Consider the following 24,987-nt stretch of genomic DNA (forward strand, 5'->3'; position numbering starts at 1 on the left):
ATTCATTATCGTCAGTTACGATATACTGATTTTCAGACTTTTTGCCTTTCATCGAAGGGACTGATTATGACTGATACCCTCCAATCTCAGCGCCAACAAATTCGTAAATCAATTCGTGAAGCTAGGCGTAAACTTAGCGCCGAAATACAAAGTGATGCAGCACAAAAAATTATCCAACATATCTTGAACCATCCTAAAATTTCCCAAGCCAACACTATCGCTCTGTTCCTTTCATTTGATGGGGAAATTGATACTCGCCCATTAATTCGCACGCTATGGCAAAAAGGAAAACAAGTTTATCTTCCTGTCATCCACCCTTTCAGTCCTCACCATTTATTATTTTTACGCTACACCCCAGAAACAGTGTTAGTTAAAAATAAGTTCAATATTGAAGAGCCACCGCTAAATGTGCTGGATGTTCTCCCCATTGAAAAATTAGATATTATGATGGTGCCGCTGGTGGCTTTTGATACCCAAGGTCAGCGTTTAGGAATGGGGGGCGGGTTTTATGATAGGACGCTAGCCAACTGGCAGAAAACGGGATTTTTCCCTATAGGACTCGCTCACGATTGCCAGCAAGTTGATAATCTACCAACCGCTCATTGGGATATTCCATTACCGGAAATTATTACCCCAAAAAAAATATGGCACTGGTCGATTTAAGGCTAAACCTTAACATGACCAGCACCATATAGACTGAATTAATTAAATTAGATTAAAACAGTAAACGCGCACGAATTGTGCCTGGTAGAGATTTTAATTTCAGCAAGACTTCATCCGCTTGCCCTGGAGATTGAGTCATAACATCAATCACAACATAACCGACATTACCTGATGTACGCAGATATTGTCCAACGACGTTAATATTGTTATCAGTAAACACTTGGTTGATGCTATTCATCATTCCTGGACGGTTTTCATGAATATGCAGTAAACGGTTATTATCATCCGTATGTACTGGCAGAGAAACCTCTGGGAAGTTAACCGCAGATAACGTTGAGCCGTTATCTGAATACTTAGCTAGTTTGCTTGCAACTTCTAAACCAATATTCTCTTGCGCTTCTTCAGTTGAGCCACCAATATGTGGCGTCAGAATGACGTTATCGAATTTAATCAGCTCAGAAATAAATGGGTCATTTGGATCATTATTAGCCGCAGGCTCCGTTGGGAATACATCCACAGCCGCACCAGAAAGTTTCTTACTTTCTAATGCTGCACTCAATGCAGAAATATCTACAACCGTACCACGAGAAGCATTAATGAATATTGCCCCTTGCTTGATTTGATCAAATTGCTCTTTAGCGATCATGTTCTTGGTACTGAACGTTTCAGGTACATGCAAGCTAACCACATCACTCATTTTCAGCAATTCAGGTAAAGAACGAACCTGAGTCGCATTACCTAGTGGCAATTTGTTTTCAATATCATAGAAGTAAACATCCATCCCGATACCTTCAGCTAAAATACCTAACTGAGTACCGATATGCCCGTAACCAACTATTCCTAAACGTTTACCACGAGCTTCAAAACAACCTTTAGCTTGTTTTTCCCAGATACCACGGTGAGCCTGCATATTCGCTTCAGGAATTCTGCGTAACAACAATAATAATTGACCTAGTACCATTTCCGCCACGGAACGGGTATTGGAGAATGGCGCATTAAAAACAGGAATACCGCGTTTTGCCGCAGCCTCTAGGTCAACTTGGTTGGTTCCGATACAGAAGCAACCCACAGCAACCAGTTTTTCAGCGCAAGCAAAAATCTCTTCCGTCAAATGAGTACGAGAACGGATACCAACAAAACGAGCGTCTTTAATTGCTTCTTTTAATTCTTCGTCTGATAACGCGCTTTTGTGATATTCGATATTGGTGTAACCCGCCGCTTTTAGGTTATCCACAGCACTTTGGTGAACACCTTCAAGCAGTAAAAATTTTATTTTGTCTTTCTGCAAAGATACCTTGACCATTTACCTTACCCTATCGCACTTAAATTTATGACAGATTAATTTCAGTATTAACTCAAAATAATTCAAGATGCACGTAAATGATTAAGTAGAGGTACCTTACGGGACTCCTCACATGCAGCTTGAAATAAAGTGAGAATACCAACATAGCAAAATCCAGCACAGTAGCAATACAATCGATTGCTTTAGTCATGCTAAAAAGTGTAAAGAAAAAGAAGTTATGTGGTGGAAAATCTGACGCGGTAACACAAAATAAGGATTTTGCCCATGCAATGGACATTTGTGTGAGATATATCACCAAAATAATAACAAATAAAAAAAAATAAAATAATTTAAAAATCGTGAATATTTATAAATATCGCTAGTAACATCCACATCTATATAAAAAATAAGCCAGCCGCTCTATCGCTGACTGGCTTATCCTTAAGTGAGATGAAAATTATAACTTAATGGTTTTTACGCCTTCGGCCGTGCCCATTAAGACAACATCCGCTCCACGATTTGCAAACAGACCAACCGTCACCACTCCAGCAATGCCATTAATTTTGTTTTCTAACGCAACAGGGTCTAGAATTTTTAAATTATGAACATCTAAAATCACGTTACCATTATCAGTAATTACATTCTCACGGTAAACAGGTTGACCGCCCAGTTTAACCAATTCACGAGCAACATAACTACGCGCCATAGGAATGACTTCAACGGGTAAAGGAAATTTACCTAAAACATCCACTAGCTTAGATTGGTCAACAATACAGACAAACGTTTTTGCAATTGCAGAAACAATTTTTTCGCGTGTTAATGCTGCACCACCGCCTTTGATCATATTCATGTTGTTATCAACTTCATCTGCACCATCAACATAAACGTCTAAAGAATCAACGTTATTGCAATCAAAAACAGGAATACCCAAAGATTTGAGTTTTTGAGTTGAAGCTTCTGAGCTAGAAACAGCTCCTTCTATTTGCCCTTTCATTGTGGCTAGTGCATCAATAAAGTGGGAGGCTGTTGAGCCCGTGCCAACACCGACAATGGTGCCAGGTTTAACATATTCGAGTGCTGCCCAACCAACTGCTTTCTTTAATTCATCCTGAGTCATGCTAATGCCTTATGCTGATATATTGAGTCGTCATTAAATGGGGATGGTGAATAGTATATACCGGACATCTGGCAAGTTGCAGTATTGTTATCGGGGTTTGTGCTCTACTTCTTATGAAAAAGTAACCTATAGGAATATTTGCAGTGTTATCCGCAAAAATATGGCATAGTGACCGACAGAATAACAAGAAGGAGAGTTTTTGATGAAGCGCCCTGATTATCGCGCCTTGCAAGCACTGGATGCCGTCATTCGTGAACGCGGGTTTGAACGAGCAGCACAAAAATTATGTATTACCCAATCTGCAGTTTCTCAAAGAATCAAGCAATTAGAGAATCTTTTTGGGCAACCATTACTTGTGCGCACTGTTCCTCCACACCCAACCGAACAGGGGCAAAAACTGCTCGCCTTGCTTCATCAAGTTGAATTACTCGAAGAACAATGGCTTGGTGATGAAAATGGTGGCTCGACACCACTGCTTCTTTCCTTAGCGGTCAACGCCGATAGTTTAGCGACATGGTTTTTACCTGCATTGAATCCTGTGTTAGGGAGCACCCCTATTCGCTTGAATATCCAAGTGGAAGATGAAACTCGAACCCAAGAACGCTTAAGACGCGGAGAAGTGGTTGGCGCTATCAGTATTCAACCCCAAGCTTTACCCGGCTGCCTTGTTGATAAGCTGGGGGCGTTAGATTATATTTTCGTCGCCTCCCCTGACTTCGCTGCTAAATATTTTCCTGATGGCGTTACTCGCTCATCATTACTCAAAGCTCCAGCAGTTGCATTTGACCATTTAGATGATATGCACCAAGCGTTTCTCCAACAAAATTTTGGGCTATCACCGGGAAGTGTCCCTTGCCATATCGTTAACTCATCAGAAGCTTTTGTTCAATTGGCAAAGCAAGGCTCAACGTGCTGTATGATCCCGCACCTGCAAATTGCAAATGAATTAGAACACGGTGAATTAGTAGATTTAACGCCAGGGCTATGCCAGCGACGTATGCTATACTGGCATCGTTTTGCACCAGAAAGTCGGACAATGAAAAAAGTCACTGACGCCCTACTCAAAACTGGGCGCCAGATGTTAAAGCAAGATAATGAAATTCTCGCGGAAGATTAACGCTTAATTTCAAATACCACGTCAACTTGATCGTTAAAATCAATGCTTTGTTGCTCATAGGTCTCATCAACATTGAGATCTTGAGCAGCCGCTTTCATACTTCCTGCAGAACTTCTTAAAGCCATAGGATAAGGTACCGCTGATGGCGCATTATAATTGATACTATAAATTGGGCCTAATTGAGTATTAAAGCCTTTAGCTAACGCTTCAGCTTGCTGCTTAGCATTATTCATCGCTTGGCTTCGAACTTCATCACGATATTTTTGTGGATTATTAACCCCAAACTGCACAGAATTAATCTCATTTAATCCCGCAGATAATGCCCCATCCAATAATGTATTAAGTTGCTCCAGCTTAGTAACCTTGACCTCAACAGAACGCACTGCAGTATAACCAGTCAATGTTGGTTTTGACATTTTGCCGTAATCATAACGAGGTTGAATACGCACATTTGCTGCATTAATATCCTGCTTTTCAATACCATTTTTCTTTAAAAATTCATAGTATTGTGCGACTCGTTTGTCTGCTTCAGCCTTAGCTGCCGCCGCATCTTTATTTGTGACTTCAACATTAATATTTAATGTCGCCATATCTGGAGCCACTTTAATTGCTGCATTGCCGGATGTCGAGATATGTGGTCCTTCAGGTACCGCATTCGCCAGAGACAAGGTAGGAACCGCAAGACCCGCTAATAGGGCTGCAACAACGATAGATTTTAATTTCACAGAACCTCCCAATGGTATTTTTCTCTACAATATAAAGAAAGTTCATCATAAACTTCCTTTGAATAGGTTTTACATTATCACACTCAACTTAAACTTCGACTCAGAATAGTGCTAATTAATATCCCAACCCATGTTTTGCTAATTGGAATGCAATAAACCACATTACGCATCCAACGAAGAGATTAATAATCCGCTGGGAACGAGGCTTATTCAGTATAGGAGAAAACCAAGCTGCTAACATTGCCAATAGGAAAAACCAAATAAATGATGCCGTCAACGCTCCAGCTGTAAACCATGGACGTAATTGGCTTTCAAGCTGACCACCAACACTACCCAATACAACAAACGTATCTAAGTAGACATGGGGATTTAGCCAGGTTACAGCAAATAACGTCGCAATCACTTTCCATCGAGTGATCACTCTGCCCTCTAGCTGTAACACGGAATCATCGGGAGTCATTGCGGTACGAAATGCGCCGTAACCGTACCAAACTAAAAATACAACTCCAGCCCAAGTAATCAATGTCATTAATAATTCAGACTGACTTAATAATGCACTTCCCCCAAAGACACCTGCGATGATTAAAATCGTGTCACTTAATGCGCATAATAATGCACTCATTAGATGAAATTGCTTACGGCTACCTTGCTGCAACACAAATGCATTTTGTGGACCTAATGGCAATATCATTGCAGCCCCTAACAGAGCCCCCTGAATATAAATCGTAAACATGCAATTTTCCAAAATAATTATTCATTTAATTTTAAGGAATAATATCGATAAAAAATTATTAGCGAAAATGATTAAATCTAATAGACCATAAGCAATACTGATAAGAATGACTGTCTGAACGGGGATAAATACAGATAAAAAAATGGCGCTATTTAAATTAGCGCCATTTTCTATTTAAACCATGATAGTTTATTCAGCTGAAATACTTTTTACGGTCGTATTGGCTTGATGTAAATGTACATCCATTTGAGGGAATGGAATACCAATATTATGCTTGTCTAACGCACGTTTAAAGTTTTCCATTAAATCCCAATAAACAGGCCAAGTATCACCGTTAACAGTCCAAAAACGAACAAGGTAGTTTAATGAAGATGGCGCCATTTCATTTAAACGAATGGTCACACCTAAATCGTGCATAATTCGTTTGTCTGCTGCAACAATGTCACCTAATATTTTTTTAACTGTATCAATATCAGAATCATAAGCTACACCAACAATGATATCTTGACGGCGATTCGGTTCACGAGTGACGTTGATGATACTGTCACCAATAATTTTACCGTTTGGGATAACGACAATACGGTCATCCGCCGTTTTTAGTGTTGTTGAGAAAATTTGTACACTTTGTACTGTACCGTCAATCGCACCAATTTTAACAAACTCACCCGCTTTTAGCGGTCTAAAGACTACGAGTAGAACGCCAGCTGCAAAGTTACCTAATGAGTTTTGTAATGCTAAACCAACGGCTAAGCCGGCAGCACCCATGACGGCAATGACAGACGCTGTTTGTACGCCAATTTTGCCCAGAACAGCAATCAAGGTGAAAGCAATAATCGTGTAACGTGCAATAGCAGACAAGAATTCGCTAACTGTTGCGTCAATTCCTCTTAAGGTCATTACACGATTTAATCCGCGACTAACCCACTTCGCTATCATCATACCTACAATCAGAATCACGACTGCAGAAACGATATTGACGATATACTGGATTAACAGATCTTGATTAGCAACAAACCAACTTGTGGCATCATTCAAGGCACCTGTAACATCATCAGTATTCATATACTTATCCTTTTTAATTTAAAATTTAGCCTAATCAGGCTCTTTCAATTAGATTCTTCATCCAAAGAACTCTTATTAACTCATTGAGCAATACATTCAAAATAATAGCTATAAAATGTAAAAATATAAAATAAATTGATACTGAAATGTAATTTCACCGATTTTCAACAACAAATTCTCGATAGTCATCTAACATTCCGAAGAAGTCATCAACGCCACAAAATGCAATGCTTTCATTGTCATAGTAGCTCATACCCTCTTCAAGTCCCTCGGTTTCAAAAACCAGTTGGTTAGCACGGATCATCACTTCTTCGTCGTCTAAAATCAAAGTGTACTCGTGCCCAATAAATTCCCACTGATTTTCCGTGCCTTTTATCAATTCATAATTTTCTGCGATGGTATCCAATAAACTGAGGTCATTTTTAATTTCCTCATTTAACCAATAGCCAATAGCTTCATGATCCATTGAAAATTTGGCTGTAATACTTCCTGTAATGTCTTTCAAAAATTGATAGTCCATATGCAATACCTCACACTTTGCGTCTTTATTTCAGTATAACGCGAGATAAGGAATATAGGAGAGTGGTTTTATTGCCTTAAAAAAGCAAAAGGCTCCGCGAGGGGAGCCTTTGAGTAGTTTTACTGACTAATTAAACTGTGGTCTGAAAAATCACACCATCGGCTTTCTCAGTGTATTGATCCAGTCGGTCAAAATTCAGATAACGGTAGGTATCTTCTGCCGTTTCATCGACTTTATTCATAAACTGTTGGTATTCTGCAGGTGTTGGTAAACGACCTAACAGAGATGCAACCGCTGCCAACTCCGCTGAAGCCAGATATACGTTAGCACCTGTTCCTAAACGGTTAGGGAAGTTACGGGTTGAAGTAGAAACTACTGTCGCACCATCGGCTACTCGTGCTTGGTTCCCCATACACAAAGAGCAACCTGGAACTTCAATGCGTGCTCCACTCTTACCAAATACACTGTAATAACCTTCTTCAGTTAACTGTGCTGCATCCATCTTCGTTGGTGGCGCAACCCATAAACGCGTCGGTAATTGACCTTTATGCGTATCTAATAATTTACCTGCAGCACGGAAGTGACCAATGTTAGTCATGCAAGAACCGATAAAGACTTCATCGATTTTTTCATTTTGAACATCAGACAGTAAGCGAGCATCATCAGGGTCATTAGGTGCACACAGAATTGGCTCTTTGATCTCACTCAGGTCGATTTCAATCACAGCGGCATATTCTGCATCAGCGTCACCTTCCAGTAGCTCCGGATTCGCTAACCAATTTTCCATGCCTTTAATACGACGTTCCAGCGTACGACGGTCACCGTAACCTTCCGCGATCATCCATTTCAACAGAACGATGTTAGATTGTAGATATTCAATGATTGGGTCTTTATCCAGCTTGATCGTACAACCAGCCGCAGAGCGCTCCGCTGAAGCATCCGCAAGTTCAAAAGCTTGTTCAACTTTCAGCTCTGGTAAACCTTCAATTTCCAGAATACGACCAGAGAAAATGTTTTTCTTACCTTTTTTCTCAACCGTCAGCAAACCATCTTTGATGGCATACAGAGGGATCGCATGAACAAGGTCACGTAATGTGATACCCGGTTGCATTTGACCTTTAAAGCGAACCAATACAGATTCAGGCATATCCAGTGGCATCACTCCTGTTGCAGCAGCAAAGGCTACTAGGCCAGAACCCGCAGGGAAAGATATACCAATAGGAAAACGAGTATGAGAGTCTCCACCAGTACCGACAGTATCTGGCAACAACATACGGTTTAACCATGAGTGGATAATACCGTCACCGGGACGCAGAGAAACCCCACCACGATTCATAATGAAATCAGGCAAAGTATGGTGCGTGGTCACATCAACAGGTTTTGGATACGCGGCAGTGTGACAGAATGACTGCATGACAAGGTCCGCAGAGAACCCTAAGCATGCTAAGTCCTTCAATTCATCACGCGTCATTGGACCGGTTGTATCTTGAGAACCGACTGAAGTCATTTTTGGCTCGCAATATTCACCAGGACGAATTCCCTGACGACCACAAGCACGACCTACCATTTTTTGTGCTAATGAGTAGCCACGATTGCTTTGTGCAACCGGTTTAGCTTGACGGAAAATATCTGTTGCGCCCAAACCTAATGATTCACGCGCTTTAGTTGTTAACCCACGACCGATAATCAGAGGGATACGGCCACCAGCACGGACTTCATCAATTAATACGTCAGTTTTTAACTCAAATGATTCTAGTAATTCGTTAGTTTCGTGGTTACGAACTTCGCCTTTATACGGATAGATATCAATGACATCACCCATATTCAACTTAGAAACGTCAACTTCAATTGGTAATGCTCCCGCATCTTCCATAGTGTTAAAGAAGATTGGTGCAATTTTTCCACCAAGCACCACACCGCCACCGCGTTTATTTGGCACGAATGGAATATCGTCACCCATAAACCACAGTACGGAGTTAGTTGCTGATTTACGTGAAGAGCCAGTACCGACAACATCACCAACATAGGCTAGTGGGAAACCTTTTTTAGCCAGCTCTTCAATTTGCTTAATCGGACCTACATTGCCAGCTTCATCAGGGACGATACCCTCACGCGCGTTTTTCAGCATCGCTAAAGCATGCAGAGGAATATCTGGACGAGACCACGCATCTGGGGCTGGTGACAAGTCATCGGTGTTGGTTTCACCCGTCACTTTAAAGACGGTTACTGTCATTTTTTCAGCTAATGCTGGACGTTCTTTAAACCACTCTGCATTAGCCCATGATTCGATAACCTGCTTCGCATAGGTATTTCCAGCTTTAGCTTTTTCTTCTACATCATAGAAGTTATCGAACATCAATAAAGTGTGGGAAAGTGCTTTTGCTGCGATAGGCGCTAATTTAGCGTCATCCAGTGCATCGATCAGTGCGTGAATATTGTATCCACCCTGCATGGTGCCTAGCAGTTCGATTGCTTTTTCAGGGGAGATAAGAGGGGAGGATGTTTCGCCTTTTGCAATTGCGGCTAAAAATCCTGCTTTAACGTACGCGGCTTCATCAACACCTGGGGGAACTCGGTTGGTGAGCAGGTCTAACAAGAAATCTTCTTCACCTTTGGGTGGGTTTTTCAGTAACTCTACCAGTGCAGCTACCTGTGACGCATCTAATGGCTTAGGGACAATCCCTTGAGCGGCACGCTCGGCTACGTGCTTACGGTATTCTTCTAGCACGACGTTCTCCTCGCTTCTTTGTTATTTATATACCCGGCTGTCTGCACCATTCTGACAAAATTATCATCCGGTGCCAGGTCAGAGGAATTTGCTCACATAATCTCAATGGCGATAAAATTATGTCCAGCTTCGGGCGATCAGCATAGCAGAATTTAAACGTAATGTTAATTCATTCACAATAAAGCAACATTCATCTACTAACTTTACCCGTTAACATCAATTTCGGGTGATTTTTAAGCTTGAAATATCATAATCCATCATAAAAAACTCATAAAACCCTACTTTTTATAATCCATTTTACGACTTAAAGCACCCTAATTAATGTTTTTTTCCATCCCTTATCACAAATTATATTTAATAACTCATTTTTATTTATCTTACTAATTGATAAGGCAAATCATTGCGATTGGTTTAAATTTTCTTAAAGAATTTTATGGGGTTAATTGGTCTTTTTAGTTCAACCGGATTATTGAAGGGAAGTAATAAAAAAGAGCCTACGAAGATCTAGGCTCTGGGTCATAACTAATGTTAATTAGTTAGGTTCATTTTCAGCTAAGTAGCGAAGAATCGCTGAGATATTTTTTAAATTGTAGCGGACTAAAATGTCTTTTTCCTTAGCCTCGCATAGCATCTTATAGTCATCTTCTAGCTGCCCTATATCTAGCTACTGTGGATCATTATAAATGTTATAAAGAGATTCAGATGGTACATTCCAATAAAAATCAGAATCCAGCTTAATGCTCTCGATTCCATGCTTTTTCATTTCATCGAAGATTGTATTGATTATCTCTTCAAGTACATTGAGGTTTATATTCATGAAAAATCATCTATTAAGAATATAGAACTCTATAATTAAGAAAATAAGTTAATACTGTTTATTAATTAAAATAAAAAAGACCAAAACATTTCTGCTTTGGTCTTCGATTCGCTTACTTTTCGCTAAAAAAGAAAATTACTTTTTCTTTTTTGCTTTCGCGTTTGGTAAGTCAGTGATGCTACCTTCGTAGATCTCTGCTGCCATACCAATTGATTCATACAGTGTTGGGTGAGCATGAATAGTTAATGCTAAATCTTCAGCATCACAACCCATTTCAATCGCTAGGCCGATTTCGCCAAGTAATTCGCCACCGTTAACACCAACAACTGCACCACCGATAATACGGTTAGATTGCTTATCGAAAATCAGCTTAGTCATACCTTCAGAGCAGTCAGATGCAATTGCACGACCTGATGCAGCCCATGGGAATGTTGCTGTTTCGTAGCTGATGTTTTTCTCTTTCGCTTCTTTCTCAGTTAAACCAACCCATGCAACTTCTGGTTCAGTATAAGCGATTGATGGAATCACTTTTGGATCGAAGTAGTGTTTCAGACCAGAGATAACTTCTGCTGCAACGTGGCCTTCGTGAACACCTTTGTGAGCCAGCATTGGTTGACCAACGATGTCACCGATAGCAAAGATGTGCGGTACGTTAGTACGCATTTGTTTATCAACATGGATGAAACCACGATCATCAACTTCAACGCCTGCTTTACCTGCGTCTAAGTTCTTACCGTTAGGTACGCGACCAATTGCAACTAACACAGCGTCGTAACGTTGTGGCTCTGCTGGCGCTTTTTTACCTTCCATAGAAACATAGATACCGTCTTCTTTTGCTTCAACAGCGGTAACTTTAGTTTCTAACAGTAAGTTGAATTTTTTGCTGATTTGTTTTGTGAATACTTTAACCACATCTTTATCCGCCGCAGGGATAACTTGGTCAAACATTTCAACCACATCAATTTGAGAACCTAGTGCATGGTAAACAGTACCCATCTCTAGTCCGATGATACCTCCACCCATAACCAGCAGACGCTCAGGAACTTCTTTCAGTTCTAATGCATCAGTTGAATCCCAAACACGTGGATCTTCATGAGGAATAAATGGTAATTCAATTGGACGTGAACCCGCTGCAATGATCGCATTATCAAAATTGATAGTGGTGCTGCCGTTTTCACCTTCAACAACCAGAGTGTTAGCGCCAGTGAATTTACCTAGACCGTTAACAACATTAACTTTACGGCCTTTAGCCATACCAGCTAAACCACCAGTCAGTTGGGTGATAACTTTTTCTTTCCACAAGCGAACTTTGGAGATATCTGTTTTTGGCTCACCAAACACGATACCGTGCTCAGCTAATGCTTTAGCTTCTTCGATAACTTTAGCAACGTGTAATAATGCTTTAGAAGGGATACAACCTACGTTTAAACAAACTCCACCTAGAGTTGAATAACGCTCTACCAAAACAGTCTCTAAACCTAAGTCAGCGCAACGGAAAGCCGCAGAATACCCTGCAGGGCCTGCACCAAGCACAACAACTTGGGCTTTAATTTCAGTACTCATCATGACCTCTTTTTGTTTTGTCCAGCGGGGCCGCCGAATAAACGAATTTTCCACTGGTAAAGTACACACCGCAAGCAGTTTACAGAATTGTTAACATCCTGAAAAGGCTGAATACGTGATGTAACTCCCAACCTTTCGTTGCAACAGCGAAAAACTCCGCCCCAGCCTAAATAAAACAGACCGGTCAATTGACCGGTCTTATTAGTTACATTACCAGACGGCGAATATCGCTCATCAGTTGTCCAACTAACGTGATGAAACGCGCACCATCAGCGCCATCAATCACACGGTGGTCAAATGACAGAGACATTGGCAGGATCAGGCGTGGAACAAACTCACTACCATTCCAAACTGGTTTGATAGAAGAGCGAGACAGACCCATAATTGCCACTTCTGGCGCATTCACAATTGGTGCAAAACCGGTAGTTCCGATACCACCTAAGCTAGAGATAGTGAAGCAACCGCCTTGCATATCAGCAGCGGTCAGTTTACCTGCACGCGCTTTCTTAGACACTTCACCCAGCTCACGAGATAACTCCATAATACCTTTTTTGTTCACGTCTTTGAAAACAGGAACCACTAAGCCATTTGGTGTATCTACAGCGATACCGATGTTGATATATTTTTTCAGGAACAGACGCTGTGCATCTTCTGAAATAGAGCTGTTGAAGCGTGGCATTTCTTCCAGAGCACGAGCAACTGCTTTCATCACGAAGACCAGTGGAGTGATTTTCACATCCAGTTTTTTCTTCTCAGCTTCTTTGTTCTGCTGCTTACGGAACTCTTCAACTTCAGTAGTATCCACTTCTTCCATCAGCGTTACGTGAGGGATCATGACCCAGTTACGGCTCAGGTTAGCGCCAGAAATCTTCTGGATACGACCCAGTTCAACTTCTTCAACTTCACCAAATTTGCTGTAATCAATTTTCGGCCATGGAAGCATACCCGGTAAACCACCGCCAGCTGCTGCTGGAGCTTCTGCACGCTTAATTGCATCTTTAACGTAAGCTTGAACGTCTTCACGTAAGATACGACCTTTACGACCTGTACCTTTCACTTTCGCTAAGTTAACACCAAATTCACGCGCTAAACGGCGAATAACTGGTGTTGCATGAATATATGCATCGTTCTCAACAAATTCATTTTTGCTATCAGCGGCTTTAGCTGGGGCAGAGGCTACCGGCGCTGCTGCTGGAGCGGCAACCGGTGCAGAAGCAGGAGCCGCCGTAGGTGCAGGTGCTGCACCCGCTACCTCAAAGGTCATGATTAATGAGCCAGTTTTGACTTTATCGCCAGTCGCAATCTTGATTTCTTTAACTGTACCTGCGAATGGTGCTGGTACCTCCATTGAAGCCTTATCGCCTTCAACAGTGATTAAAGATTGTTCAGCCGTTACGGTATCGCCAACTTTTACCATCACTTCAGTGACTTCAACTTCATCGCCACCGATATCAGGTACATTAACATCTTTGATTGCAGATGCTGTTGGTGCCGCTGCAGGTGCTGGTGCGGAAACCGCTGCCGCAGGTGCCGCGCCAGCAACTTCAAATACCATGATCAACGAGCCAGTTTTGACTTTATCGCCAGTCGCAATCTTGATCTCTTTAACCGTACCAGCAAATGGTGCAGGTACTTCCATTGACGCTTTATCGCCTTCAACGGTAATCAGAGATTGTTCAGCGGTGATTGCATCACCAACTTTAACCATGATTTCAGTAACTTCAACTTCATCGCCACCAATATCAGGTACAGCGACTTCTTTCAGTGCTGCCGCAGTTGGTGCTGCTGGTACTACCGCAGGGGCTGCTGCCTCTACAGCTGGCGCAGATGCGCCCTCTGCAGAATCAAAAATCATGATTAGTTTGCCAGTAGTGACTTTGTCACCTACTGCAATTTTAATTTCTTTAACCACACCCGCTTGTGGAGATGGGACTTCCATAGAAGCTTTGTCACCCTCAACAGTGATCAGCGATTGCTCAGCCTCTACTTTATCACCAACTTTAACCATCACTTCGGTGACTTCAACTTCATCAGCACCGATATCTGGCACTTGAATTTCAATAGACATTGATTATTACCTCTTATGCCAAACGTGGGTTAACTTTATCTGGGTTGATGTTGTATTTTTTAATCGCTTCTTCAACGACTTTAACATCAATCTCACCACGTTTAGCCAATTCACCTAACGCTGCAACGATGACATAGGTTGTATCCACTTCGAAGTGGTGACGCAGATTTTCACGGCTGTCAGAACGACCGAAACCATCAGTACCTAGTACACGGTACTCCGTTGCAGGAACGTAGGTACGAATTTGCTCAGCGAACAGTTTCATATAGTCAGTAGATGCAACAGCTGGTGCATCATTCATAACTTGAGCAACATACGGTACACGTGGAGTTGCTGATGGATGCAGCATATTCCAACGCTCACAATCTTGACCATCACGAGCCAATTCAGTGAATGAAGTTACGCTATATACGTCAGAACCGATGCCATATTCGGCAGCAAGAACATCTGCAGCTTCACGAACATGACGCATCATTGAACCAGAACCTAACAACTGAACTTTACCTTTGCTGCCTTCTACAGAAGCCAGTTTATAGATACCTTTACGGATACCGTCTTCCACACCTTCCGGCATTGCGTGCATGTGGTAGTTTTCGTTCAGAGTTGTGATGTAGTAATACACGTTCTCTTGTTTCTCACCATACATACGCTCTAAACCGTGTTGCATGATAACGGCAACTTCATAGGCATAAGCTGGATCATAAGAGATACAGTTAGGGATTGTCAGTGATTGAATATGACTATGACCATCTTCGTGCTGTAAGCCTTCACCGTTCAGTGTTGTACGTCCTGAAGTACCACCAATCAGGAAGCCGCGAGCTTGTTGGTCACCTGCTGCCCACATTAAGTCGCCAATACGTTGGAAACCAAACATTGAGTAGTAGATATAGAATGGAATCATTGGCAGGTTGTTAGTACTGTATGAAGTCGCAGCTGCTAACCATGAAGAACCAGCACCTAACTCGTTGATACCTTCTTGTAGAATTTGACCTTTAGAGTCTTCTTTATAGTAAGCAACTTGTTCACGATCTTGTGGAGTATATTGCTGACCTTTAGGACTGTAGATACCAATTTGACGGAACAGGCCTTCCATACCAAAGGTACGAGCCTCATCGGCAATAATTGGTACTAAACGCTCTTTGATCGAATTGTTTTTCAACATCACATTCAGAACACGAACAAATGCGATCGTTGTTGAAATTTCTTTTGATTGTTCTTCAAGCAGTTGGCTGAAATCAGACAGAGCTGGGATATCCAGTTTCTCTTCGAATTTAGCACGACGAGCTGGTAAATATCCACCCAATGCTTGACGGCGCTCATGCAGATATTTGTATTCTTCAGAATCTTTTTCGAACGTGATAAATGGCAGTTTTTCAATTTGATCATCAGCAACTGGCACATTGAATTGATCACGGAAGTGACGTACGCCATCCATGTTCATTTTCTTAACTTGGTGAGCAATGTTTTTACCTTCTGCAGTTTCACCCATACCATAACCTTTGATGGTTTGAGCTAAAATAACAGTTGGTTTGCCTTTGGTTTCTTGTGCTTTCTTGAATGCTGCATACACTTTCTTCGGATCGTGACCACCGCGGTTCAGTGCCCAAATCTCATCATCAGTCATGTCTTTAACTAATGCGGCAGTTTCTGGGTAGCGGTTGAAGAAGTGTTCACGAACATAAGCACCATCGCGTGACTTAAATGTTTGGTAATCACCATCAAGCGTTTCGTTCATCAATTGAACCAGTTTACCGCTGGTATCTTTACGTAGCAGCTCATCCCAACGGTCGCCCCACATAACTTTGATAACTTGCCAGCCAGCACCGCTGAAGATACCTTCTAATTCGTTAACAATTTTACCGTTACCTGTTACTGGACCATCCAGACGCTGCAAGTTACAGTTAATCACGAATACCAAATTATCTAATTTATCGCGAGTAGCAATCGTAATTGCACCTTTAGATTCAGGCTCATCCATCTCACCATCACCTAAGAACGCATATACGCGCTGTGCTGAAGTATCTTTCAGACCACGGTTATCCAGATATTTCAAGAATTTCGCTTGATAAATCGCATTTAGAGGACCTAGCCCCATAGATACAGTTGGGAATTGCCAGAAATCAGGCATTAATTTAGGGTGAGGATAAGAAGACAGCCCTTTACCACCAATTTCTTGACGGAAATTATTCATCTGCTCTTCAGTTAAACGACCTTCTAAGAATGCACGTGCGTAGATCCCCGGAGAGATATGACCTTGGAAGAAGACTAAGTCTCCACCGTCATTATTGTTGTGAGCACGGAAGAAGTGGTTAAAGCAAACTTCATATAGCGTTGCTGCGGACTGGAATGATGCCATGTGGCCACCCAGTTCCAAATCTTTTTTAGAGGCACGCAGAACAGTCATTACTGCGTTCCAACGAATTGCAGAACGAATACGGCGTTCTAAATCCATGTTACCTGGGTATGCGGGTTCATCTTCAACAGAAATAGTGTTGATATAATCAGAACTACTCGATGCACCAGCGGCAATGCTAACACCGCCTTTACGCGCTTCGCTTAATACCTGTTCGATAATAAACTGAGCACGATCAACACCTTCTTCACGGATGACCGATTCAATCGCCTGTAGCCAGTCGCGAGTTTCAATCGGATCCACGTCATTTTTTAACATATCTGACATGGTGTATTCCTTATCTGTTATCTATTTTATATGTTTAATATGGAGCCTATCTTCCTGCTATTTTGCTGTAAAACAGCTGGAAGATAGGCCCTGATGTAGTTGCCGCTTTAACTCTCAGAAGAGCATTCAGAGTAATGTAGACGCAGCAGTCAGGATCTACATTACTAATTTAAATCAGGATGTTGCTGTAATCGGCGTAAAGAACGCTCACGACGAGTTTGCTCTCGACCAATATCCAACAGTAGGTCTTCAATAAATGCGAGATGACGGTGTGATGCCTCACGCGCTTTTTCTGGCTCTCTAGCAACGATAGCCGAGAAAATTTGTTCCCTATGTTCACTCACCGCGTTATACATCTCTTTGCGGGTATATAAGAATTCAAAATTTTGACGAATATTTTGTTCTAACATTGGTACCATACAACGCAACAAATGCAGCAGTACTACATTATGGGCTGCTTCCGTTACAATCAGTTGATACTGTAATACTGCATCTGACTCAGCATTAAGATCACCACTTTGCTGCGCTGTTTTAATAAGTTCATAGCTTTGACGAATACGCTCTATATCCTCTTCTGTACCGCGTAAAGCAGCATAATAAGCTGCAATACCTTCCAGTGCATGACGAGTTTCAAGGAGGTCTAATTGAGATTCAGGATTACCAGTAAGTAACTCTGCCAATGGGTCGCTAAAACTTTGCCACATCTGTTTTTGAACAAATGTACCTCCACCTTGCCGGCGAGATAAGAGCCCTTTGGCTTCTAATGTTTGAATTGCTTCACGCACTGACGGTCTTGAGACATCGAATTGTTTTGCTAGTTCACGTTCAGGGGGCAGCTTTTCGCCAGGGCGTAAAGTCCCCTCGAAAATAAGATGTTCGAGTCGTTGCTCTATTACATCAGATAACTTTGGTTGGCGAATTTTACCGTAAGTCATAATCTGCCATTTCAATGAGTGAGTAATTATTGATTATCTAGTACCCAGTGTTAATTGGTAATACCAATTTATTTATGGCTTAATAAAGTAACAAAGTATTCACTATCTGTCCATAAAGACCTTGCGCTAAATCATAAAATCCTGCAAGTTTTAACGAAAAATTTTAAAAAAAAGCATTAATTAATAACCAAACTCTGACCAAGCTGTACGCAGTTTTAACATCAATTTAATTTTTTATGCTTCAAAAATAAAAACTGAAGCGTTACAGCTAACCATAGCTTGATTTTTTATCTTAATTATTTGAATAATAATTCACTTATTGTTGTTGTCTTATATTTAGACAAAAAGCACATTAATTAATGTTGCTAGCTTGTTAAGTTCATTGATGAAAAAATGTTCTTATTCTCAGTATGTCATTTTTACAATAACTATTGAGTTAATAAACACTCTAGTAGAAACCATCATCATTGAATTCATAACTAAATATAGGCCAAGCTACTGAATCACTCAGTTTAAAGAAGCAGGGAATATCAAAATGTGATTTATAATCTTATTACCCCTGCTACCTTGAGCCATACTTTTTAAAATTAAGCGGCTAATGCTTTAGTTCTACAAAGCGCATAGAGAGATCCATCGCATGAATGTGCTTTGTTAGTGCCCCGACTGAAATAAAATCAACTCCAGTTTCTGCGTACTCTCTAATAGTTGTTAATGTGACATTCCCCGAAACTTCAAGAGCCGCTTTACCATCAGCAAGAACCACTGCATCTTTCATCATATCTGTTGTAAAATTATCAAGCATAATAATATCGGCATTAGCTTTAATGGCTTGCAGTAACTCATCTAAATTTTCAACTTCAACCTCAATGGGTACTTCAGGGTTAGATTCTCGAGCAAAAGAAATTGCTTGTTTTACTGATCCCGCAGAAATAATGTGATTTTCTTTAATGAGATAAGCATCAGATAAACCTAAACGGTGGTTATATCCTCCCCCCATTAAAACAGCATATTTCAATGCACTTCGTAATCCTGGAATAGTTTTACGGGTATCTAATAATTTAGTTCTTGTACCTTCAAGTTGCATGACATATTTTGCGGTCACCGTCGATACCGAGGAGAGTGTCTGTATAAAATTTAATGCAGTTCTTTCACCCGTTAATAAGATTTGTGATGGTCCTTGCATTTCGCATAGCACTTGGTTTGGTGAAACCTTATCCCCATCTTGAACTTTCCAATCAATTTGAACTTGATTACCCAATTGGTAGAAAACTTCCTCTAACCATTTCTGCCCACAAAAAATTCCTTCTTCTCGGGTGATAATCCTTGCAGTAGCCTGTGTTTTTTCATTCAGTAATTGCCCTGTAATATCTTTTTTATAGTCAACAAGTTGCCCCAAATCTTCCTTTAGAGCAACCGTAACCATAAAAGGAATATCTACAATTAACCGTTCTATCAATATCTTGCGTCGTTCTTGTTCATCATAACGTCGTATAGTCATTACTAGCTCCAAAATATACACCCGCAACATTTCATCTATGCTAATCTTCTCAATAACAACTACGGGTACTTACAGAAAAAGAAAAGAGCATACTATGGATACTGATATGAAAATACATGAAGGATGGCTAAATAATGTGACTCATATCCCTTCCCCACACTGCGATTCGCGTCCTACGGATGAACATCCATCACTTTTAGTTATTCACAATATCAGTCTTCCACCAGGTCAATTTGGTGGCCCATATATTAATCAGTTATTTATGGGTACCTTAGATCCTAATGAGCACCCATTCTTTCAAGAGATCCAACATTTAAAAGTTTCAGCCCATTGTTTGATTCGCCGTAACGGTGAAATTATTCAATATGTTCCTTTTAATAAACGTGCGTGGCATGCGGGTCAATCTAGCTATCAAGGCAGAGAAAAATGTAATGACTTTTCTATCGGCATTGAGTTAGAAGGTACTGATTTTGAAGCTTTTACAGAATATCAATATATAGCACTAACTAAACTAACTAAGCTGTTAATTTCACAGTACCCACAAATTAAACACAATATTACAGGTCATAGTAATATTGCTCCCAGCCGTAAAACTGACCCAGGTCCTTACTTTGATTGGAAACAATATAAAAGTGCCCTATAAAATTAAATTTCCATCCTACTTTATTGGCTAATAATCATAATGGTTGATTAGCCAATCCCTTCACCATTCTTTTATTTATAGCAATATTTAATACCTAATTTAGTATCAAAAAAATTTCTTAATCTAAATTTGCGAACCGCTTCGAAAAAAAATGTCACCGATAACAAATTACAGAATAAACTTACTAAGCTACTCGTAATCTTAATTTTCAATAAGTAAATTTACTAAATAATTAAATTATTATAGAGCCTCTATTAACCAGGGAGGCTTATTCATGAATCAAAAAGGATTTTCACTTATCGAAATAATGGTTGTTATAGCAATAATTTCAATATTAAGCGCGATCGCAATTCCAGGATATCAAGGTTATATGCAAAAAGCAGCAATGACAGATGTGCTACAAACGCTCCTATCTTATAAAAATAGTGTGGAATTATGTAGTTTTAATCAAGGGAGCTTCCTTGGATGTAATGGAGGGAAAAACAATATTCCTAGTGGAATTAAAGGAAAGTATTTAAAAATATTGATGTCAAATCTGGTGTTATTCATTTTTCAGGGGATAAAACATTAACAAAGCTTTCTGGGACATTAACTCCTTTAGATTCAACAAATAACACTCAATTTCAATGGTCTATTGAGTGTAAGTCTGATAATGATGCGGATCTAAAAGCATTATGTGAAAAAACACTCAGTTTTTAATTAAGGGATTAATATGAACTCTGCAAAAGATAATCAATATATTTTTAAAGAGTTAAAAATATTATGTGATAAGAATTATATAGTTATTATTGATTACAATGAAAAAAGACTTTCTATTGCCACCTTAGAAAAGCCTAGTGATAACTTACTTTCCACATTAAGATTTATTGCAAGCGTACCTGTCTGCTATGAAATATGGCAAAAACAAAAAATTGACCATTACTTTAATCGCCAAGTTATAGAGATTAATGAAGAAGAAAAAGAGTATCAAGTCAATAATGAGCCTGTCAATGCAACGTCTCCAGCTGTTGGTTTTGTAGAGGACTTGCTAAAAATGGCAGTACGTAAGCGCTCATCTGATATTCATATTGAACCAACAAAACTAACAGTTAAAATTCGCTTACGCGTTGATGGTAAATTATATGTTGTACCATCTCCACCACATGAAATTAATAATGAAATAATTGCTCGTATAAAAATACTGGCAAAAATGAATATTGCAGAAAAGAGAGTTCCTCAAGATGGCCAAATGAGTTGGTTTTTTGAAGGACAAAATTTCAGTATCCGGCTATCGAGCATGCCAACAATCTACGGAGAAAAGTTGGTGCTCAGGTTACTTAATACACAACTTAAATATTCTATTGAAAACTTAGGTATGTGCTCATCACTATTACCATTACTAAAAAGTAACTTGCAAAGGCCTCAAGGATTAATACTCGTTACTGGTCCTACCGGAAGTGGGAAAACAGTTACCTTATACAGCGCCCTGGAATATCTTAATCAGTCTTACAGAAATATTTCAACTATAGAAGATCCAATAGAGATCCCTCTTTCAGGAATAAATCAAACTCAAGTTCATGAAAAATATGGTCTGACTTTTGCCTATATTTTACGAGCACTTCTACGTCAAGATCCTGATGTCATTATGATAGGTGAAATCAGAGATGAAGAGACCGCACAAATAGCCACTAGAGCAGCACAAACTGGTCATCTAGTATTATCCACGTTACACACTAATTGCACTATCAGTGCAATTACTCGAATGGAGCAACTGGGTATTGATAAAACACAACTTCAAGCTTGTTTAAAAATGGTTATTGCCCAACGACTAATACGAAAATTATGTCCTCATTGTAAACAGTCAAATAGTGTAAAAATTCAAATTGATGACGGTCACTCTGTTAATGAACGGCAAGCAAAAGGATGTGAGCGCTGCTTTTCTGGATTTATGGGGCGTACAGCTATTTATGAATATCTTAGTCAGCAACAATTAGAACAGTTATTTCTAAAATCAAATAAACCTCTAAGTAATTTCAAATGTTTATTTCAATCCGGATTAGAACTTATTGACTCAGGGGAAACAACTTTACAAGAACTTTACTCGGTAATAGGTTCGGAGGCTAATTACTAATGTTCGTTTATAATTATAAATCTATAAATAATAATAATCATTATATCCATAGCACTCTCATTGCTAAAAATAAAAAACAGGCTTTTTTATATCTATTGGAACAAGGAGAAACACCAATTATAATAAAATTAAAATCCATTTTCATCTTAGATAAAGTTAATTTAGATTTTAGAATCCATTTCTTTCATCAATTAAGCATATTAAGTTCGTCAGGAATCAGCCTACTTCAATGTTTTCATCTTCTACAAACTAATTGTCAACTTCCTTTATGGAAAAATATTATTCGGGAAATCATTAGGAATCTTGAAAATGGAGAAATGCTTACTAAAAATTTAAGTGAACATCCAAAGATATTTGATAGCACAATTATTAGCCTAATATTACTTGCGGAAAATACTGGAAAATATGAGGAGAGTTTCCTCATCATTAAAGGTATGCTTGAACACAAAAAAGAAACTGCTTTGATAATCAAAAAAGCATTACGTTACCCTATAACTTTACTTATTTTCTCAAGCCTAATTTTAGTCATTATGCTAATTTTCGTCATTCCTCAATTTGCAGAAATTTACGCTAGCTTTCAACATCAATTACCATCAATCACTCTTATTTTAATTTCTATCTCTCATTTTATTAGTGCAAGAATAGAATTATTATCTATAATATTTTTCACCGTTGGATTGCTAGTAATCCATTTCAAAATGAAGTTATCAGAATGCATAGTAGCTATAATAAGTAGGATTCCATATATTAATTACATACTAAAATTGAATAATTTAAATTTATATTTTTTAACTGTATCCTCCACATTGAGCTCTGGGCTACCACTTTCTGAATGTTTAAAATGCTCAATTAAGACTATCACCAATAAAAGATACAATAATGATTGCCAGTTCATTTACCAATCCATCATTAAAGGTGAGTCATTATCAGAGTCGATGAAAAAAACAAGTTTATTCCCTAGCTTAGCTATTCAACTTATTTCAATTGCAGAAGAATCTGGAAAACTTGAACATTTTACATTATATTTATTTAATTATTACATGGAGCAATATATATCTATTACCGAGCAACGTTTAAAAAGTATAGAGCCAATCTTACTTATTCTGATTGCGAGCTTTATCTGCTTAATTATGCTAGCTATGTACTTACCGATATTTAACTTAGGAAATGCCATTTCTGGTGTTTAAGTTATTACTTAATTGAGATTATAAATTTTAGATGATAAAAAATAGCGCGATGTCACATATATATATTAATCCTATAATTCAGATTGAATTGTATACAGACAAACTTAAAGTTTCGGTGTAACCTGTTTTATTTCTAATTAGTTAATGAATCAATTTATGCCTTATATAGTTGCTCTCACTGGTGGTATTGGTAGTGGTAAAACAACGATTGCCAACCAGTTTTCTAAACTTGGAGTCCCTATTGTTGATGCGGATGTTATTGCTCGGCAAATTGTCGAGCCTAATACTCCGGCATTAGGCTACATTACACAACATTTTGGACAAGATATCTTGAACTCTGATGGTATGCTGAATAGAGCTCGCCTAAGAGAGATCATCTTCTCTCAACCTAAAGAAAAAAAATGGTTGAATACATTACTTCATCCATTGATACAGCAAGAAACCAAGAAACAGCTACAGCAATCTAAATTTCCATATGTCTTATGGGTTGTACCTTTATTGATCGAAAATAATATCTCTCATTTAGCTAATCGAGTTTTAGTTGTTGATGTCACCAAAGAAGAACAAATTGAGAGAACAGTAAAGCGAGATAACATCAGTCAAGAGCAAGCTATCAAGATATTAGATGCTCAAGTCAGTCGAGAAAAAAGATTGTCTTATGCTGATGATATTATTACGAACCATACAAATGATACAAACATCACTGATAGAGTTATAGAGCTGCATAAAAAATATTTAGCACTCGCAGAAATAAAAGAATAGGAATACACATGGGCGAACAAACAGATACAAACTTGGTCACTTATGAATACCCAATGAATGAAAAAATTCGTTCTTGGTTACGCCTTGAAACCCTGCTATTACAAATTTATGAGCAGAGTAATATTACTTCCTATGCATCTGGGATTGCCTTTTTTCGCTCAGTTTCCGAGCTCATCGAAATTTTAGATAGAGGCGAAGTCCGTACTGACCTAATAAAAGAATTAGAGAAATATAAAACAAAGTTATTGAATTGGGCTGAATCCCCCAATGTGGATAAGCAACTACTCACATCCTTAACCGATGATTTATCCAATAAGCTATCTATTCTGACTTCAGCACCACGATTCGGTCACTTGCTCAGAACAGATAAAATTATCAGTATGGTTCGTCAACGTCTTAGCATTCCTGGTGGCTGCTGTAATTTCGATCTTCCTACCCTGCAGTTATGGTTGCATATCCCTCAAACAGAGCGGAGTGATGAAATCAAAATGTGGCTAACAAGTATCGACCCTTTACATGAAGCACTACAGACTGTTCTCTCACTTATTCGCCAGAATAGTCACTTTGAAGATAGGCAATCTCATAATGGTTTTTACCAAGGTAATGTGGAAGGTAAAGAATTACTACGTATTAAGCTCAGCCCCGACGATTTGATCTACCCACAAATATCTGGGCACAAAAATCGTTTTGCACTACGTTTTCTGCACATTGATAGTGAGAATGGTATACTCCCCGAAGTGATTAATTTTCAGCTAGCCTGCTGTTAGTTTTGGGAAT

General features: G+C 39.4%; 20 protein-coding genes. 8 read left to right on the forward strand and 12 right to left on the reverse strand.

Going from position 1 to position 24,987, the window contains the following annotated elements; genetic code table 11:
* Positions 1 to 66 precede the first annotated feature (66 nt).
* Positions 67 to 663, forward strand: a complete 597-nt coding sequence (locus EL244_RS12380) for a 5-formyltetrahydrofolate cyclo-ligase (RefSeq protein WP_126461257.1) — start codon at positions 67 to 69, stop codon at positions 661 to 663.
* A gap of 52 nt (positions 664 to 715) precedes the next feature.
* Here the strand turns inward: EL244_RS12380 and serA are convergent, their stop codons facing one another.
* Both serA and rpiA read right to left on the reverse strand, forming a co-directional pair.
* Entirely contained in the window at positions 716 to 1,966 is a 1,251-nt protein-coding gene (gene serA / locus EL244_RS12385) for a phosphoglycerate dehydrogenase (RefSeq protein ID WP_006814968.1), read from the reverse strand.
* Positions 1,967 to 2,402: 436 nt separating this feature from the next.
* Entirely contained in the window at positions 2,403 to 3,062 is a 660-nt protein-coding gene (gene rpiA, locus EL244_RS12390) for a ribose-5-phosphate isomerase RpiA (RefSeq protein WP_006814970.1), read from the reverse strand.
* A 202-nt stretch (positions 3,063 to 3,264) separates the two neighbouring features.
* On the opposite strand from rpiA, the gene EL244_RS12395 reads away from it, so the two are divergent.
* Positions 3,265 to 4,179: a LysR family transcriptional regulator ArgP gene (locus EL244_RS12395; protein ID WP_006814971.1), complete on the forward strand. Its 915-nt coding sequence runs from the start codon at positions 3,265 to 3,267 to the stop codon at positions 4,177 to 4,179.
* On the opposite strand, the gene EL244_RS12400 is transcribed toward EL244_RS12395, so the two are convergent.
* The 10 genes from EL244_RS12400 to nadC form a co-directional block, all read right to left on the reverse strand.
* The gene (locus tag EL244_RS12400) at positions 4,176 to 4,904 is read right to left on the reverse strand and encodes an oxidative stress defense protein (protein ID WP_006814972.1); all 729 of its coding nucleotides are present in this window, start codon (positions 4,902 to 4,904) and stop codon (positions 4,176 to 4,178) included. The two genes, EL244_RS12395 and EL244_RS12400, sit on opposite strands and share 4 nt — an antisense overlap.
* Before the next feature lie 115 nt (positions 4,905 to 5,019).
* The gene (gene argO / locus EL244_RS12405; protein ID WP_112837209.1) at positions 5,020 to 5,637 is read right to left on the reverse strand and encodes an arginine exporter ArgO; all 618 of its coding nucleotides are present in this window, start codon (positions 5,635 to 5,637) and stop codon (positions 5,020 to 5,022) included.
* Between the two features lie 189 nt (positions 5,638 to 5,826).
* Positions 5,827 to 6,699: a small-conductance mechanosensitive channel MscS gene (gene mscS / locus EL244_RS12410; RefSeq protein WP_006814974.1), complete on the reverse strand. Its 873-nt coding sequence runs from the start codon at positions 6,697 to 6,699 to the stop codon at positions 5,827 to 5,829.
* A 154-nt stretch (positions 6,700 to 6,853) separates the two neighbouring features.
* Positions 6,854 to 7,219 (reverse strand): YacL family protein, encoded by a 366-nt coding sequence (locus EL244_RS12415; protein ID WP_112837210.1) that lies wholly within the window; start codon positions 7,217 to 7,219, stop codon positions 6,854 to 6,856.
* 130 nt (positions 7,220 to 7,349) lie between these two features.
* Positions 7,350 to 9,947: a bifunctional aconitate hydratase 2/2-methylisocitrate dehydratase gene (gene acnB, locus EL244_RS12420; RefSeq protein ID WP_126437261.1), complete on the reverse strand. Its 2,598-nt coding sequence runs from the start codon at positions 9,945 to 9,947 to the stop codon at positions 7,350 to 7,352.
* A 952-nt stretch (positions 9,948 to 10,899) separates the two neighbouring features.
* The gene (gene lpdA, locus EL244_RS12430; RefSeq protein ID WP_039855129.1) at positions 10,900 to 12,327 is read right to left on the reverse strand and encodes a dihydrolipoyl dehydrogenase; all 1,428 of its coding nucleotides are present in this window, start codon (positions 12,325 to 12,327) and stop codon (positions 10,900 to 10,902) included.
* 205 nt (positions 12,328 to 12,532) lie between these two features.
* Positions 12,533 to 14,395, reverse strand: a complete 1,863-nt coding sequence (aceF, locus tag EL244_RS12435; protein WP_126461260.1) for a pyruvate dehydrogenase complex dihydrolipoyllysine-residue acetyltransferase — start codon at positions 14,393 to 14,395, stop codon at positions 12,533 to 12,535.
* A 13-nt stretch (positions 14,396 to 14,408) separates the two neighbouring features.
* On the reverse strand, positions 14,409 to 17,075 hold the full coding sequence (aceE, locus tag EL244_RS12440) for a pyruvate dehydrogenase (acetyl-transferring), homodimeric type (protein ID WP_126461263.1): 2,667 nt from the start codon (positions 17,073 to 17,075) through the stop codon (positions 14,409 to 14,411).
* Positions 17,076 to 17,239: 164 nt separating this feature from the next.
* Complete coding sequence (pdhR, locus tag EL244_RS12445; protein ID WP_006814983.1) at positions 17,240 to 18,010, reverse strand: pyruvate dehydrogenase complex transcriptional repressor PdhR; 771 nt, start codon at positions 18,008 to 18,010, stop codon at positions 17,240 to 17,242.
* Positions 18,011 to 18,605: 595 nt separating this feature from the next.
* Positions 18,606 to 19,508: a carboxylating nicotinate-nucleotide diphosphorylase gene (gene nadC, locus EL244_RS12450; RefSeq protein WP_126461266.1), complete on the reverse strand. Its 903-nt coding sequence runs from the start codon at positions 19,506 to 19,508 to the stop codon at positions 18,606 to 18,608.
* Positions 19,509 to 19,614: 106 nt separating this feature from the next.
* On the opposite strand from nadC, the gene ampD reads away from it, so the two are divergent.
* The 6 genes from ampD (at position 19,615) to zapD (ending at position 24,977) form a co-directional block, all read left to right on the forward strand.
* The gene (gene ampD, locus EL244_RS12455; RefSeq protein WP_272519364.1) at positions 19,615 to 20,151 is read left to right on the forward strand and encodes a 1,6-anhydro-N-acetylmuramyl-L-alanine amidase AmpD; all 537 of its coding nucleotides are present in this window, start codon (positions 19,615 to 19,617) and stop codon (positions 20,149 to 20,151) included.
* Between the two features lie 274 nt (positions 20,152 to 20,425).
* On the forward strand, positions 20,426 to 20,722 hold the full coding sequence (locus tag EL244_RS18150; protein WP_336426527.1) for a prepilin-type N-terminal cleavage/methylation domain-containing protein: 297 nt from the start codon (positions 20,426 to 20,428) through the stop codon (positions 20,720 to 20,722).
* 141 nt (positions 20,723 to 20,863) lie between these two features.
* Positions 20,864 to 22,261 carry an ATPase, T2SS/T4P/T4SS family gene (locus EL244_RS12465; RefSeq protein ID WP_126461269.1) on the forward strand — a complete coding sequence of 466 codons (1,398 nt, stop codon included), beginning with the start codon at positions 20,864 to 20,866 and terminating at the stop codon, positions 22,259 to 22,261.
* A complete protein-coding gene (locus EL244_RS12470; protein ID WP_126461272.1) occupies positions 22,261 to 23,448 on the forward strand; it encodes a type II secretion system F family protein in 1,188 nt (395 codons plus the stop codon). Before EL244_RS12465 ends, EL244_RS12470 begins: the two co-directional genes overlap by 1 nt.
* A 156-nt stretch (positions 23,449 to 23,604) precedes the next feature.
* Complete coding sequence (gene coaE / locus EL244_RS12475) at positions 23,605 to 24,210, forward strand: dephospho-CoA kinase (RefSeq protein ID WP_126461275.1); 606 nt, start codon at positions 23,605 to 23,607, stop codon at positions 24,208 to 24,210.
* Between the two features lie 8 nt (positions 24,211 to 24,218).
* Positions 24,219 to 24,977, forward strand: a complete 759-nt coding sequence (zapD, locus tag EL244_RS12480) for a cell division protein ZapD (protein ID WP_126461278.1) — start codon at positions 24,219 to 24,221, stop codon at positions 24,975 to 24,977.
* Positions 24,978 to 24,987: the final 10 nt, after the last annotated feature.

Origin of the sequence: Providencia rustigianii, assembly GCF_900637755.1 — a bacterium.
GTDB classification, from domain to species: Bacteria; Pseudomonadota; Gammaproteobacteria; order Enterobacterales; family Enterobacteriaceae; genus Providencia; species Providencia rustigianii.